Raw genomic sequence first — 13,320 nt, 5'->3', positions numbered from 1 at the left:
GATTCAGTCCGGGCGGTCGGCGGCGCGGGCGGCAAAGAGTGCGAGAACCGTACCTGCCATATCGGCAAGAACATCGCCCAAACTGCCGGTTCTCGTTGCGGTAAATCATGCCTGCGCGCATTCGCTGAAGAGGGCGAAACAGAGGGCAAAGACCATCAGGCTGCGGTAGGGGATGGGAAGTTTTCCGGTTTTGAATGCTTTGGTCAAAAGCCAGATTTGTGCGAAAAACAGGGCAAGGTGTGCTGCTTTGTCGAAATGCGGAAACGGCGGCGGCGCGGTGTCGGCAGCTTTGAAGAGCAGCGAATAGATGCCGCCGGCAAACCACAATGCGGAAAGCAGGCTGAAGCGGTTGCGCGGCAGCTTCATGCCGCCTCCTCGTCCAGCCACGTTTGGCAGATTTTGGACAGGCGCAGGAATTTGCCGCCGCGTGCGGCAAGTATGTCGCGCCATTGTGCCACTTCTTCGGCGGATGGTGCGTCGTCGATGCTGCATTCGTACAGCAGGAAATCGAGGGTTTCTTCGATGACGGGGATGGATTCGGTTTGGATAAGCTGCTTGAGTTCGGTCATGACTGTTCGGATATGGAAATCGGGAACATGCCGTCTGAAAGGGCTTCAGACGGCATCGGGTCATTTGCTGTGCAGGAAGCGGGTTGCCTCTTCACATTTGCCGGCAAGGATGTCGGGTATGGCTTGCAGGGATTTGGCGACGGCATCGTCAATCTGTCGGCGGTGTTCCGTACTGGGTTTGTTCAGGACATAGCCGACGACGAGGTTGCGGTCGCCCGGGTGGCCGATGCCGAGGCGCAGGCGGTAATAGTCTGCCGTGCCGAGTTTTGCCTGAATGTCTTTCAAGCCGTTGTGTCCACCGTTGCCGCCGCCGAGTTTGAATTTGATCCGTCCGCAGGGAATGTCGAGTTCGTCGTGGACGACGAGGATTTCTTCGGGTTTGATTTTATAAAACTGCGCAAGGGCGGCAACTGCCTGTCCGGAACGGTTCATGAACGTGGTCGGCTTGAGCAGCCAGACATCGCCGTCGGGCAGGGTAGCACGGGCGACTTCGCCGAAGAATTTTTTTTCTTCTTTAAATGAAGCCTTCCATTTCCACGCCAGTTCGTCGAGGAACCAAAAACCCGCATTGTGGCGTGTCTGTTCGTATTCTTTGCCCGGGTTGCCCAAGCCGACAACCATTTTGATTGTGTTTGACATGATATTTTCCGTGTTTCTGCCGAATGCCGTCTGAAGGCTTCAGACGGCATGGTTATTCTTCTTGATTTTGAACGCGTTTGCGGCGCGCTTCTTTGGGGTCGATCAACAGCGGGCGGTACACTTCGATGCGGTCGCCGTCGCGCAGCGGCGTGTCGTCTTTGACGGCTTTGCCGAAAATGCCCAAAGGCGCGGAATGCAGGTTTAAATCTTCAAATATGCCGTCCAAACCGCTTTGCAGTGCGGCGGCGCGGACGGTTGTTCCCTCGGCAAGCTGCATGGTTTTCAAAACCTGTCGGTCGGGCAGCCCGTACACAATCTCAATTTCAAGCATAACGGCGGTCTGCCTCTTTGACGAACGCTTCGACCAGCGTGGCGGAAAGGTGGTTGAAGACGGGGGAAATTAAGGCGGACAAAACGGCATTGGAAAAATCGTATTCCAAATTGAATTCGATTTTGCACATATCGTCGCCCAAATCGATAAATTTCCACGTTCCACGTAAGGTTTTGAACGGACCTTCGAGCAGTTCCATACGGATTTCCCTGCCCGGAATGTTGCGGTTGTGCGTGGCGAATGATTGGCGAACGTGCATATAGTCCATAAACAGCCGCGCCTTCAGTTCGTTGCCGTTGCGTCCGATGACCTCGGTTTTGCTGTACCACGGCAGAAAGTTCGGGTAATCCTCAACCTTATCGACCAGCTCGAACATTTTGTCCGCGCCGTGCAGCACCAAGATGTTTTTTTCAACTTTTTTCACGGGCATCACCAATGCGGGCGTGTATTCGAAGGGCGGTATTATAGCGGTTTAATTTTAAACCGGTACAGCCTTGCCCCGTTCTGATTTCAATTTAAACCGCCATATCGCAGATTCGCAAAAACCGATACGGCTTTGGCGTTTCAGACGGCATTGAGCGGAAAATGCCGTCTGAAAACAGGATGGGAAAACGGCAGCTTGCGGGCTGCCGTTTGTTCGGGAAGTTAAGCCTTGTTTTCAGGCTGCTGCTCGGACTCTGTCGAAGCGGTGTCTGCCGGGGCAGGTGCTTCGGTTTCTTCCCGAGTCGGAGCGTGCGGCGCGTTATCTTCCGCCGCGTCCGCATTCTCGCGCAGGTTGTGGCTGTAATCTTTGGGCGGGCTGGGTTGTTTGCCCGCCATGATTTCCAGTACCTGATCGCGGTCGATGGTTTCCCATTCCATCAGGGCTTTGCACATCGTTTCCATCTTGTCGCGGTTTTCATCGAGGATTTTGTAGGCAACCTGATACTGCTCGTCCAAAATCCGGCGGATTTCCGCATCGATGTCCTGCTGGGTTTTCTCGGAAATGTTTTGCGAACGGGTTACGCTGCGTCCCAAGAAGACTTCGCCTTCGTTTTCCGCATAAACCATCACGCCCATTTTGTCGCTCATGCCGTAGCGCGTTACCATTTCGCGCGCCATTTGGGTTGCGCGTTCAAAGTCGTTTGATGCGCCGGTGGAGATGCGTCCGACGAAGATGTCTTCGGCAATCCGTCCGCCGAACAGGATGGAGAGCTGGCTCAACATCTGATCTTTATACATACTGATGCGGTCGCGCTCCGGAAGCTGCCAAGTCAGACCCAGCGCACGTCCGCGCGGCATAATGGTTACTTTGTGGACGGGGTCGGTAAAGGGCAGGCTTTCGGCAACAATCGCGTGTCCGGATTCGTGATACGCCGTCGCACGTTTTTCGTCTTCGTGCATCACCATACTGCGGCGTTCCGGACCCATATAGATTTTGTCTTTGGCGTCTTCAAAATCGCTCTGATCGACTTTGACTTTATTGCGGCGGCCGGCAAACAGGGCGGCTTCGTTGACCAAGTTCGCCAAATCCGCGCCGGAAAAACCCGGCGTGCCGCGCGCGAGGGACAATAAATCCACAGATTTGTCCAAAGGCACTTTTTTAGAGTGGACGTTCAAAATCTGTTCGCGCCCCCGGATGTCCGGCAGGGGGACAACCACTTGGCGGTCGAAACGGCCGGGGCGTTGCAGCGCAGGATCGAGTACGTCGGGGCGGTTGGTTGCCGCAATCACAATTACAGTCTGATTGCTCTCAAAACCGTCCATTTCAACCAACAATTGGTTTAATGTTTGCTCGCGCTCATCATTACCGCCGCCCAAACCTGCGCCGCGTTGGCGGCCGACTGCGTCAATCTCGTCGATAAAGATGATGCAGGGGGCGTTTTTCTTCGCCTGCTCGAACATATCGCGGACGCGGCTTGCACCGACACCGACGAACATTTCGACAAAGTCGGAACCTGAAATGCTGAAGAACGGCACGCCGGCTTCGCCTGCAATCGCTTTCGCCAAAAGCGTCTTACCCGTACCCGGGCTGCCCGCCAGCAGGATGCCGCGCGGCACGCGCCCGCCCAGGCTTTGATAGCGGTTCGGCGCTTTGAGGTAATCGACGATTTCCTGCACTTCTTCTTTGGCTTCGTCGCAGCCGGCGACATCGGCAAAGGTAACTTTGTTGGCATCTTTGTCCAGTAGGCGGGCGCGGCTTTTGCCGAATGAGAATGCGCCGCCTTTTCCGCCGCCGCCCGTCTGCATACGCATAAAGTAGAACCACGCGCCAATCAGCAGCAGGACGGGCAGCAGGCTGTAAAACAGGGCAGCCAGCGCGCTCGGTTTTTCTTCCGGCGTTACTTTTACACGGACGTTTTTGTCGAGCAGTGTTTTAATCAGGTTGTCGTCCAAAGGCGCGTTGGTGAAGAAGGTGCTTTTGTCGGTGCGCTCGCCCTTAATCAGGTAGCCGCTGACGACGGATCCTTCGATGTTGACGCCGGATACTTCGCCGTTGTTGACCTGTTGGATGAACTGAGAATATTCGATTTGCCCGTTGTCTTCTTTTTTACCGTCTAAAGCGTTGAACGCAGCCATCAGGCCGATACCCAAGGCGACCCAGACAAGGATTGATTTAAAGGTGTTCCCCACTTAGCAAGGCTCCATAATTGAGGTGTAAAACGGAAATGATTGTAAAGCACGCCGTCTGTATTGTCAGCGTTTATTTTTGCCCAATAAATAAATCTCACTGGAGCGATTGCGCGAGGCTTCGGGTTTGCGCGTCTGCACCGTGCCGAAAATTTCGCGCATGGCTGCCATGTATTCCTGATAGCCTGCACCCTGAAAGACTTTGACCAAAAAGCTGCCGCCGGTTTTCAGGTGTTGCGAGGCGAAGTCTAAAGCCAGTTCGCACAGATAAAAGCTGCGTGCCTGATCGCTTACGGCGTTTCCCGACATATTGGGCGCCATATCGCAAATTACAAGGTCGAGCGGGCGGTTGTCCAACAAGGTTTCGAATTGTGCCAGTACGTCGTTCTCGCGGAAGTCGCCCTGAATGAAGGAGACGCCCCCTATGGCTTCCATAGGCAGGATGTCCAAGGCGAAAACTGCTCCGGAAGTACCCGTCAGCTTGGCGGCAACCTGCGACCAGCTTCCCGGTGCGCTGCCCAAGTCGGCAAGTACCGTGCCGGGTTTGATTAATTTGTCTTTTTCGTTGATTTCCAAAAGTTTGTATGCGGCACGGGCGCGGTAGCCGTCTTTTTGCGCCATATGGACGTAGTGGTCGTTGACGTGTTCGTGCAGCCACGCTTTTGAGGATTTGGAACGTACAGCCATAGTGGTTCGCGGGTCGGAATGGAAACCGCGTATTGTACGTTAATTTTGCCGATGTCGTGCCAAATCGCGTACAATGCCGCATTATTCTTTTTATTCAAGCAGTAGGAAAATGACGGATACCAAATTGAACACCAAAGAAATTTTGGAACTGAAAGCGCGCGCGCACCATCTCCATCCTGTTGTGATGGTCGGTCAGCAGGGTCTGACGGACGCGGTCATCAAGGAAACCGATGCGGCATTGACGGCGCATGAGCTGATTAAAGTGCGCGTATTCGGCGACGACCGTGCCGAACGTATCGAAATCTGCACTGCCTTATGTGAGGCGGTTGACGCGCAACCTGTTCAGCATATCGGGAAACTTTTGGTATTGTGGCGTAAGAATATCGAAGGCTGACAGCCTGAAGCTGTTGTTTTGCTATTGTTCTTTAATGGGCGGGACGCCGTCCTTCGGCGCGGCATTTCGGCGGGCCGAAACCCTTTCCGGTGAAAACGGATTTTGATTGCCGCCCGATGCTGTCTGCAAGTTGCGGCGGCTTCCGTATGGTTTGAATTGTTGACAGGATGATTGGAGGGCTTATGCAGTTTCCTTACCGCAATGTTCCGGCTTCGCGTATGCGCCGTATGCGCAGGGACGATTTTTCACGCCGCCTGATGCGCGAACACACGCTGACCGCCGATGATTTGATTTATCCGGTGTTCGTATTGGAGGGGTCGGCGCGCGAGGAGGATGTGCCTTCTATGCCGGGTGTGAAGCGTCAAAGTTTGGACAGGCTGCTGTTTACGGCGGAAGAGGCGGTAAAGCTCGGTATTCCGATGTTGGCACTGTTCCCCGTGGTTACGGCAAACAAAACCGAGCGTGCGCAGGAGGCGTACAATCCCGAAGGACTCGTGCCGTCAACTGTCCGCGCCTTGCGCGAGAGGTTTCCCGAACTGGGCATTATGACGGATGTCGCGCTCGATCCTTATACGGTTCACGGTCAGGACGGGCTGACGGACGAAAACGGTTATGTGATGAACGATGAAACCGTAGAGGTTTTGGTCAAGCAGGCTTTGTGCCACGCTGAAGCGGGCGCGCAGGTGGTTGCCCCTTCCGATATGATGGACGGGCGTATCGGTGCGATTCGCGAGGCGTTGGAGGATGCCGGGCATATCCATACGCGGATTATGGCGTATTCCGCCAAATATGCTTCTGCATTTTACGGCCCTTTCCGTGATGCGGTAGGCAGTTCGGGCAATTTGGGCAAGGCAGATAAAAAGACCTACCAGATGGATCCGGCAAATACCGATGAGGCGTTGCACGAAGTGGCGTTGGACATTCAGGAAGGTGCGGATATGGTAATGGTCAAGCCCGGTTTGCCGTATTTGGACGTTGTCCGCCGCGTAAAGGACGAGTTCGGTGTGCCGACTTATGCCTATCAGGTTTCGGGAGAATACGCGATGTTGCAGGCAGCGATTGCCAACGGCTGGCTGGACGGCGGCAAAGTGGTTTTGGAAAGCCTGCTGGCATTCAAACGTGCGGGTGCGGACGGGATTTTGACCTATTACGCTATTGAGGCGGCAAAGATGTTGAAGCGTTGATTTTCGGCCGGGTTAATTGAAATGCCGTCTGAAACCATGGTTTCAGACGGCATTTTTACAGTTTACAAAGTTGTATCGAGTGCGGCGGAAATATCGTTCCAAATATCGTCCGCGTCTTCGATGCCGATGGAGAAACGCAGCAGACCGACTTTGATGCCCATTTCCATTTTCACATCATGCGGTACGCCGCTGTGGGACTGGGAATAGCAATGGTTGACCAAACTTTCCACACCGCCGAGGCTGGAAGCCATTTTGACCAGTTTCATGTTTTTAATCACGCTGTTTGCCGCTTCACGCGTGTCGTTTTTGAGATAAACCGTAACCACGCCGCCGATGCCTTTGGGCATTTGTGTTTTCGCCAGTTCGTAATGTTCGTGAGACGGCAGGCCGGGATGGAACACTTTTTCAATGGCAGGATGGGCTTCCAAACGGCGCGCGATTTCGAGTGCGTTTTGGCAATGGGCGTTCATGCGCAGAGCCAGTGTTTTGATGCCGCGCAACACCAGCCAGCAGTCCAGCGGGCCGGCAACCGCGCCGGTATGCACCATCATATCGTGCAAAGGCTGCGCCAGTTCTTTGGTTTTGGCAACGACGATGCCCATCAACACGTCGGAATGGCCGCACAAATATTTGGTAGCGGAATGGAATACAAAATCGCAACCCATATCCAACGGCTGTTGCAGATACGGCGTGGCAAAAGTGTTGTCGATACCGACCAGCGCACCGGCTGCTTTGGCTTTTGCGGCAAGGACTTTGATGTCTACCAAGCGTAAAAGTGGATTGGACGGCGTTTCCAGCCAAACCAGTTTGACCTTGTGCGCTTTAAGCAGTTCGTCCAAATTATCCGGATTGCCTAAATCGGCAAAAACAACGTTCACCCCCCATTTTTGATAAACATCGACCAATAAATCATAAGCGCCGCCGTAAATATCGGCGACGGCGACAATGGTATCGCCCGGGCGCAGGAAAGTGCGCCATACGGCATCAATTCCCGCCATACCGCTGGAAAACGCAAAACCTGCCGCACCGTGTTCCAAATCGGCAACGGTGTCTTCTAAAATCTGACGGGTCGGGTTGCTCAGGCGCGAATAACGGTAAGGCACATTTTCGCCAATCTCGTGCAACGCAAACATACTGTTTTGATAAATCGGCGGCATCAGCGCGCGGTTGTGTTCGTCGCAATCGTAGCTGGAATGAATGGCTTTCGTGGCGAATTTCATTTGGTCTCTGCCTATGTAGATGTGAATAATCGAAGATTTTATCACTATCTGAAAAATAGAAACAATCAATGCAGCTGCTAAAAGCGAGTGATATAATCTCGCATTTGCAGATTGACGGTATATTCCCCGGCGGAAACGCCATACCATGCACACATCTCAACAATTACATGAATATTAAGGAAAAACAACTCATGAACACTATTGCAGACGTGCAATCCAGCCGAGATTTGCGCAATCTGCCGATCAATCAGGTCGGTATCAAAGACCTGCGCTTTCCGATTACCCTGCAAACTGCAGAAGGCATCCAGTCCACCATTGCCCGTCTGACCATGACGGTTTACCTGCCTGCTGAGCAGAAGGGGACGCATATGTCGCGTTTTGTCGCATTGATGGAGCAACATGCCGAAGCCTTGGATTTTGCACAATTGCGCAAGCTGACTACCGAAATGGTCGCGCTTTTAGATTCCCGCGCCGGCAAAATCAGCGTTTCTTTTCCGTTTTTCCGCAAGAAAACCGCGCCGGTTTCCGGTATTCGGTCCTTACTGGATTATGATGTCTGTCTCACGGGCGAAATCAAAGACGGGGCATACGGCCACAGTATGAAGGTCATGATTCCCGTAACCTCGCTTTGCCCGTGTTCCAAAGAAATTTCCCAATACGGCGCGCACAACCAGCGTTCGCACGTTACCGTCAGCCTGACTGCCGATGCCGAAGTCGGTATCGAGGAAGTCATCGATTATGTGGAGGCGCAGGCGAGCTGCCAACTCTACGGCCTGCTCAAACGCCCCGATGAAAAATACGTTACCGAAAAAGCCTACGAAAACCCGAAATTCGTGGAAGATATGGTGCGCGATGTCGCTACTTCGCTGATTGCCGACAAACGCATCAAGAGTTTCGTCGTCGAGAGCGAGAATTTCGAGTCTATCCACAACCATTCGGCTTATGCCTATATCGCCTACCCGTAGGCGCGTTTGCAATGATGCCCAAATGCCGTCTGAAAGGCATTGGGGCGTTATTCCCGAGTCTGCCGCCGCTTTGTTTTCCCAGCCGTAGAGAGATGGGTAAAGTCCGGATGAAGCTTGATGGCGAGGACGGATTGTATGGTGCGGCAGTGCCGTATCGGTTTGAAATCAATTTGCAATACAAGTAATGAAAGGATGCACTATGACGGTATTAGACAGAGAGCAGGTTCTATCCGCATTTAAAAACCGCAAATCATGCCGGCATTACGATGCGGCACGTAAAATCAGTGCCGAGGATTTTCAGTTTATTTTAGAACTCGGGCGTTTGTCGCCCAGTTCGGTCGGTTCGGAGCCTTGGCAGTTTGTTGTGGTTCAAAACCCCGAAATCCGACAGGCAATCAAGCCGTTTTCTTGGGGTATGGCGGATGCTTTGGATACCGCCAGTCATTTGGTGGTGTTTTTGGCAAAGAAAAATGCCCGCTTCGACAGCCCGTTTATGTTGGAAAGCCTCAAACGGCGCGGCGTTACCGAACCGGATGCCATGGCAAAATCTTTGGCGAGGTATCAGGCGTTTCAAGCCGACGACATCAAGATTTTGGACGATTCGCGCGCCTTGTTTGACTGGTGTTGCCGCCAGACCTATATCGCGTTGGGCAACATGATGACGGGTGCGGCGATGGCAGGTATCGATTCCTGCCCGGTGGAAGGTTTCAACTATGCCGATATGGAACGCGTATTGTCCGGGCAGTTCGGTTTGTTCGATGCGGCAGAATGGGGCGTGTCCGTCGCCGCGACATTCGGTTACCGCGTTCAGGAAATCGCCACGAAGGCGCGCAGGCCCTTGGAAGAAACCGTTATTTGGGCATAAGGCAATGCCGTCTGAAAACGCAAGGATTTTCAGACGGCATTTTTTAATGCTTATTTAAAACGATTCACCGGGGGCGAGATAACGCCATTTGCCGGGCGGCAGCCTGCCGAGTTTGACCTTGCCCATGCGGATGCGTTTCAGCCCGACGACGCGCAGTCCGACCAGTTCGCACATACGGCGGATTTGCCGCTTTTTACCCTGTTTCAACACGAAGCGCAGTTGGTCTTCGTTTTGCCATTCTACTTGGGCGGGACGCAGTTTCTCGCCGTCCAAACTCAATCCGTGATTCAGTAAGGCAAGTCCTTTTTCGTCCAATTTGCCGCGCACGCGCACCAAATATTCTTTTTCACTGCCGCTGTTTTCGCCGATAAGCTGCTTGGCGATACGGCCGTCCTGCGTCAATACCAGCAATCCGACCGAGTCGATGTCCAGCCTGCCGGCGGGGGCGAGGCCGATTTTGTGTTTCGGATCGAAACGGATGCGTCCGGTGTCGCCTTCCCAGCGGTTTTCAGGGGTAATCAGTTCGGCGGCGGATTTATAGCCTTTTTCCGCTTGTGCGCTGACATAGCCGACAGGTTTGTTCAGCAGGATGGTAATGCGTGCCGCCTGCTGTTCGTGGGCTTTCTTGTTTAGTTCGATACGGTCGGCCGGTGAAACTTTCTGACCGAGTACGGCGGTTTTGCCGTTGACCGTTACCCAGCCTTGTTCGATGTAGCCGTCGGCTTCGCGGCGCGAACAAAGCCCCAGTTGCGCCATGCGTTTGGAGAGGCGCACGGCATCTTCTGTATGGTCGGGGGGAGTTTTTGGATTCATAGGTGTTTTCCGGTAAGGGTCGGTTCAGACCAATTGTTCGCCCCAGTGCAGTTTTTGGCGCAGGGTTTTGAAATATTGGTAGTCGGTCGGATGTAGGATGCGTAAGGGGTTTCGGTAGCGGCGGATGGTGATGCGGTCGAGGTTTTGCACGTCGATATGGGTTTGACCGTCGAAATGGACGCGCGCGTCGCCGCCTTGGGTAACGAGGATTTCGATTTCGGACGTGTCTGGAATGGCGATGGGGCGGTTGGTCATGGATTGCGGGCAGATGGGGACGAGCGTGAAGGCGTGCAATCCTGCCTGCATGATGGGGCCGCCGGCGGCAAGCGAATAGGCGGTCGATCCGGTGGGGGTGGAGACAATCAGCCCGTCCGAACGCTGGGTATAGACGAATTCCCGATTGACGAAGACTTCAAACTCAATCATCTGTCCGGCGCCGCCACGGGAGAGGACGGCATCGTTGAGGGCGATGGCGCGTTCGGCGGTTTTGCCTTCGCGGATGAGTGCGGCCTCAATCAGGATGCGCTCTTCGGCAAGGTATTTCCCTTCTAAAACGGGCAATAGCTTGTCCGTCATATATTCGCGGGGAATTTGGGTCAGGAAGCCCAAATGCCCTTGGTTGATGCCGATAATCGGAACGGCGCGCAGGGCGATTTCGCGGGCGACGGAGAGAAAGGTGCCGTCTCCGCCTAAAACGGCGACCAGGTCGCAGTATTGCCCCAGTTCGGTCTTGTTGACGATATGGCAGCCGACGGTGTCTTGGGTATAGATGCAGCCTTCCTTTATGCCGACTTCGTCGAGATAGACGGTAAAGCCGTGCTGCTTCAAAAAGGTAATCAGCGTGTGTGCGGTGTCTTGGATGTCGGGCGTGTTGGGGCGGGTTACGATGCCGATGTTGTGAAAAGGGCTGTTCATGTCGGATGCCGTCTGAAGGTTAGTCTATCCAAATGTCGCGTTCGAGCCGGTCGAGGCGTTCGTTGAGGCGTTCCACGCCGTCGCGCAGTCTGCTTATTTCGTCGAGGCAGTCGGCAAGGGCTTCGTTGCCGATGTTTGCGGACTCGGGTTCGCGGGAAAATCTGCCGATTTGTTCGGCGATGTTCCTGCCGATTTGTTTGATGCCGTGTCCGATGTCGGCGGCACGGCTGCCGATGTCTGCCTGCGTGCCGAAAATCCGTGCCAATTCGTCCGATGCGCGGGAACGCAGGCTGCCGAGCAGGGACAGTACCGCGATGCCGAGGATGAGGTCGCCTTCGAGCCCGATGTCGCCCGCCCCGGGTTCGCCGCCTTGGAGGATTTTCTGTACCGCGCTGTTGCGGAAGGTGATTTCGGTGTCTGCAAAGCCGTTTCCCGCCGAGAGCAAACCGTCTTCCGTGATGCGTCCCGCCAGTTTCAACCCGGCAATGTTCAGGGTCAGTGTTTTGCCTGCGAAGGCGGCAAGTTCCGAGCGGCTGTCCGGGCTTTGCAGAATCAGGCGGTTGATGATGGGGAGGAGGGCGGACATATTTTCTGATCGGGGCGGAGAATGCCTGTTTGTTGCTGTTGACGCTTATTTTACAGGCTTAAGCCGTTATCGCAAACGGTACGGATGATTTTGCCCACGCTGTCGTCGGGTGCGAAATCAGGAGCCGGCAAGCCGAGTTTGGCGGCTTCTTCCGTATAGAATTCGCGTCGTGTCGGGTGGCGCGGTTCGATAATGTTTTTCAGCCGCCTGCCGCCGGGGTTAAATGCCGTCTGAAACAGGCTTTCGACGGCGATATTACGGTGGACGATGTTGATGGGGCGGTTGCCGCCCGGGATGTTTTGCTTTTGAACAAGGCGGCTGACGGGATGGCGTTCGGCGCAATAAAGCCCGCCCAGCCGCAGGATGTCGATGTTGGAGATGCCGCTGTCGAGCAGGTGTTGTTCGGCGGCGAGGATTTGGCGGGCGGACTCGGTTTGCGGATCGGGTGTGGCGGTTTCGTCGCATTCGCGCGCTGTATCGCCGTAAACGCTGGTGCTGCTTGTGAAAATCAGGTGTTGCACGTTGCACGCCCGGGCAAGTTCTGCCCATTGTTTGACGGTGTCGGCGTAATGCGTCAGCGAGGAGGGCGGTAGCAGGAAGAACCAGACGGGTTTGTCGGCGTGGTGCCGCCACAATGCCGTCTGAAAGGCATCGGTGCTGCCGAGGTCGAAGGTGTCGAGATGTATGGGCAGGTTGATGTCGTCCGAAGTCAGGCTGCGTTTTATGGCGGCGACGCGGCTGCCGTGTTGGTAAAACTTTTGTGCCAGCGGCAGGCCGAGGTAACCTAGGCCTGTGATGGAGATATGGGGCGGGGGGACTGCGCGCATTCGCTGATACCGTCGGGTAAGTGCCGTCTGAAGGCTGATTCGGACGCTGTGGGTTTACGGGTTGCCGTTGCCGATTTTCCGGTCGTATTTCTCGCGGTGTTCGGGCAAAAGATAAGGACGAAGGAGGCTTAAGGTGCGGCGGATGCCGCGTGCTTTGGAGTCTTCGGTCAGCTTGGTGCGGCCGCGCAGGGAGCTGTCGAAGTCGAACCAGTATTTCGTGATCATCCACATATTGACGGCGAGGTCGTTCATGGCGGTTTGGTCGGCTTGGATGATGTTCAGACCGTTGAGCTGGGTCAGCAGGTTGACCAAGAGCGGGGAGACTTTGGCTTGGGTGAAGGTATTGTGTTCGCCCAATAGTTCGGCACTGCGTGCAAGCAGGGTGTTCACGTCGCTGAATAGGAAGCGGTATTCCCACATCACGTCGTAAATGCCCGCCATATAATTGATGGAGTCTTCCACATCAGACGGCAACACGGCTTCGTTGAGGTATTCCAGCAGGGCTTCGCTGTAACGTTTGAACAGTTGGACGATGATTTCGTCTTTGTTGCGGAAGTGGTAATAGAGGTTGCCCGGACTGATGCCCAAGTGGGCGGCAATATGGTTGGTGCTGATGTTGCGCTCGCCTTCCTCGTTGAAAAGCGCAAGGCTGGCGTCGATGATGCGTGTGTAAGTATTGATTTTGGCGGGGCGGGTCACGGGCATACTCCTTGGA

At 54.5% G+C, this 13,320-nt stretch carries 16 protein-coding genes and 1 pseudogene; 4 read left to right on the top strand and 13 right to left on the bottom strand.

Features of this window, described 5'->3' with window-relative positions; all coding sequences use genetic code 11:
- Positions 1-3 precede the first annotated feature (3 nt).
- From IUJ45_RS02725 to IUJ45_RS02695, 7 genes and pseudogenes are all read right to left on the bottom strand, one after another.
- Positions 4-366 (bottom strand): annotated as a pseudogene (locus IUJ45_RS02725) (VanZ family protein).
- Positions 363-569 carry a hypothetical protein gene (locus IUJ45_RS02720; RefSeq protein WP_002213975.1) on the bottom strand — a complete coding sequence of 69 codons (207 nt, stop codon included), beginning with the start codon at positions 567-569 and terminating at the stop codon, positions 363-365. Before IUJ45_RS02720 ends, IUJ45_RS02725 begins: the two are co-directional and overlap by 4 nt.
- Positions 570-629: 60 nt before the next feature.
- Positions 630-1,208: an aminoacyl-tRNA hydrolase gene (pth, locus tag IUJ45_RS02715; protein ID WP_002246101.1), complete on the bottom strand. Its 579-nt coding sequence runs from the start codon at positions 1,206-1,208 to the stop codon at positions 630-632.
- A gap of 52 nt (positions 1,209-1,260) precedes the next feature.
- Entirely contained in the window at positions 1,261-1,539 is a 279-nt protein-coding gene (locus tag IUJ45_RS02710) for an RnfH family protein (protein ID WP_002217575.1), read from the bottom strand.
- Entirely contained in the window at positions 1,532-1,963 is a 432-nt protein-coding gene (locus tag IUJ45_RS02705) for a type II toxin-antitoxin system RatA family toxin (RefSeq protein WP_002236857.1), read from the bottom strand. The genes IUJ45_RS02710 and IUJ45_RS02705 overlap by 8 nt, the downstream gene beginning before the upstream one ends.
- A 221-nt stretch (positions 1,964-2,184) precedes the next feature.
- Positions 2,185-4,152: an ATP-dependent zinc metalloprotease FtsH gene (gene ftsH / locus IUJ45_RS02700; RefSeq protein ID WP_002213965.1), complete on the bottom strand. Its 1,968-nt coding sequence runs from the start codon at positions 4,150-4,152 to the stop codon at positions 2,185-2,187.
- Between the two features lie 63 nt (positions 4,153-4,215).
- Complete coding sequence (locus tag IUJ45_RS02695) at positions 4,216-4,836, bottom strand: RlmE family RNA methyltransferase (RefSeq protein ID WP_002213963.1); 621 nt, start codon at positions 4,834-4,836, stop codon at positions 4,216-4,218.
- A gap of 109 nt (positions 4,837-4,945) precedes the next feature.
- On the opposite strand from IUJ45_RS02695, the gene yhbY reads away from it, so the two are divergent.
- Together yhbY and hemB are read left to right on the top strand one after the other, a co-directional pair.
- Positions 4,946-5,230, top strand: coding sequence for a ribosome assembly RNA-binding protein YhbY (yhbY, locus tag IUJ45_RS02690; protein WP_002217573.1), 285 nt, complete (start codon positions 4,946-4,948; stop codon positions 5,228-5,230).
- 182 nt (positions 5,231-5,412) lie between these two features.
- The gene (hemB, locus tag IUJ45_RS02685; protein ID WP_002225417.1) at positions 5,413-6,414 is read left to right on the top strand and encodes a porphobilinogen synthase; all 1,002 of its coding nucleotides are present in this window, start codon (positions 5,413-5,415) and stop codon (positions 6,412-6,414) included.
- Between the two features lie 62 nt (positions 6,415-6,476).
- On the opposite strand, the gene IUJ45_RS02680 is transcribed toward hemB, so the two are convergent.
- Positions 6,477-7,634 (bottom strand): trans-sulfuration enzyme family protein, encoded by a 1,158-nt coding sequence (locus IUJ45_RS02680; protein WP_002219510.1) that lies wholly within the window; start codon positions 7,632-7,634, stop codon positions 6,477-6,479.
- 191 nt (positions 7,635-7,825) lie between these two features.
- Between IUJ45_RS02680 and folE2 the strand changes: the two genes are divergently transcribed.
- Entirely contained in the window at positions 7,826-8,599 is a 774-nt protein-coding gene (gene folE2, locus IUJ45_RS02675) for a GTP cyclohydrolase FolE2 (RefSeq protein ID WP_002219509.1), read from the top strand.
- A gap of 199 nt (positions 8,600-8,798) precedes the next feature.
- Positions 8,799-9,464 (top strand): NAD(P)H-dependent oxidoreductase, encoded by a 666-nt coding sequence (locus IUJ45_RS02670; protein ID WP_002221175.1) that lies wholly within the window; start codon positions 8,799-8,801, stop codon positions 9,462-9,464.
- A gap of 54 nt (positions 9,465-9,518) precedes the next feature.
- Here IUJ45_RS02670 and IUJ45_RS02665 read toward each other — a convergent pair whose 3' ends face one another.
- Genes IUJ45_RS02665 through IUJ45_RS02645 form a run of 5 tightly spaced genes read right to left on the bottom strand, consistent with a single transcriptional unit; the run spans position 9,519 to position 13,310 of the window.
- Positions 9,519-10,277 (bottom strand): pseudouridine synthase, encoded by a 759-nt coding sequence (locus IUJ45_RS02665; RefSeq protein ID WP_002219507.1) that lies wholly within the window; start codon positions 10,275-10,277, stop codon positions 9,519-9,521.
- Positions 10,278-10,301: 24 nt separating this feature from the next.
- Positions 10,302-11,192 carry an NAD(+) kinase gene (locus IUJ45_RS02660; RefSeq protein WP_002213954.1) on the bottom strand — a complete coding sequence of 297 codons (891 nt, stop codon included), beginning with the start codon at positions 11,190-11,192 and terminating at the stop codon, positions 10,302-10,304.
- A 19-nt stretch (positions 11,193-11,211) separates the two neighbouring features.
- Positions 11,212-11,778 (bottom strand): ubiquinone biosynthesis accessory factor UbiJ, encoded by a 567-nt coding sequence (locus tag IUJ45_RS02655; protein ID WP_002240432.1) that lies wholly within the window; start codon positions 11,776-11,778, stop codon positions 11,212-11,214.
- Positions 11,779-11,828: 50 nt separating this feature from the next.
- Positions 11,829-12,605, bottom strand: coding sequence for an SDR family oxidoreductase (locus tag IUJ45_RS02650; RefSeq protein WP_002213950.1), 777 nt, complete (start codon positions 12,603-12,605; stop codon positions 11,829-11,831).
- Between the two features lie 54 nt (positions 12,606-12,659).
- A complete protein-coding gene (locus IUJ45_RS02645) occupies positions 12,660-13,310 on the bottom strand; it encodes a TetR/AcrR family transcriptional regulator (protein WP_002213948.1) in 651 nt (216 codons plus the stop codon).
- Positions 13,311-13,320: the final 10 nt, after the last annotated feature.

Source organism: Neisseria meningitidis, from assembly GCF_022869645.1.
Lineage (GTDB): Bacteria > Pseudomonadota > Gammaproteobacteria > Burkholderiales > Neisseriaceae > Neisseria > Neisseria meningitidis.
This window is presented reverse-complemented; position numbering and strand designations above follow the sequence as displayed.

Bases quoted from the DNA above. Each gene is read 5' to 3' on its own strand.
- IUJ45_RS02650 (WP_002213950.1), bottom strand. From the start codon at position 12,605: ATGCGCGCAGTCCCCCCGCCCCATATCTCCATCACAGGCCTAGGTTAC.
- hemB (WP_002225417.1), top strand. From the start codon at position 5,413: ATGCAGTTTCCTTACCGCAATGTTCCGGCTTCGCGTATGCGCCGTATG.
- IUJ45_RS02695 (WP_002213963.1), bottom strand. From the start codon at position 4,836: ATGGCTGTACGTTCCAAATCCTCAAAAGCGTGGCTGCACGAACACGTC.
- yhbY (WP_002217573.1), top strand. From the start codon at position 4,946: ATGACGGATACCAAATTGAACACCAAAGAAATTTTGGAACTGAAAGCG.
- folE2 (WP_002219509.1), top strand. From the start codon at position 7,826: ATGAACACTATTGCAGACGTGCAATCCAGCCGAGATTTGCGCAATCTG.
- IUJ45_RS02665 (WP_002219507.1), bottom strand. From the start codon at position 10,277: ATGAATCCAAAAACTCCCCCCGACCATACAGAAGATGCCGTGCGCCTC.
- IUJ45_RS02655 (WP_002240432.1), bottom strand. From the start codon at position 11,778: ATGTCCGCCCTCCTCCCCATCATCAACCGCCTGATTCTGCAAAGCCCG.
- pth (WP_002246101.1), bottom strand. From the start codon at position 1,208: ATGTCAAACACAATCAAAATGGTTGTCGGCTTGGGCAACCCGGGCAAA.
- IUJ45_RS02645 (WP_002213948.1), bottom strand. From the start codon at position 13,310: ATGCCCGTGACCCGCCCCGCCAAAATCAATACTTACACACGCATCATC.
- IUJ45_RS02670 (WP_002221175.1), top strand. From the start codon at position 8,799: ATGACGGTATTAGACAGAGAGCAGGTTCTATCCGCATTTAAAAACCGC.
- IUJ45_RS02720 (WP_002213975.1), bottom strand. From the start codon at position 569: ATGACCGAACTCAAGCAGCTTATCCAAACCGAATCCATCCCCGTCATC.
- IUJ45_RS02680 (WP_002219510.1), bottom strand. From the start codon at position 7,634: ATGAAATTCGCCACGAAAGCCATTCATTCCAGCTACGATTGCGACGAA.
- IUJ45_RS02660 (WP_002213954.1), bottom strand. From the start codon at position 11,192: ATGAACAGCCCTTTTCACAACATCGGCATCGTAACCCGCCCCAACACG.
- IUJ45_RS02710 (WP_002217575.1), bottom strand. From the start codon at position 1,539: ATGCTTGAAATTGAGATTGTGTACGGGCTGCCCGACCGACAGGTTTTG.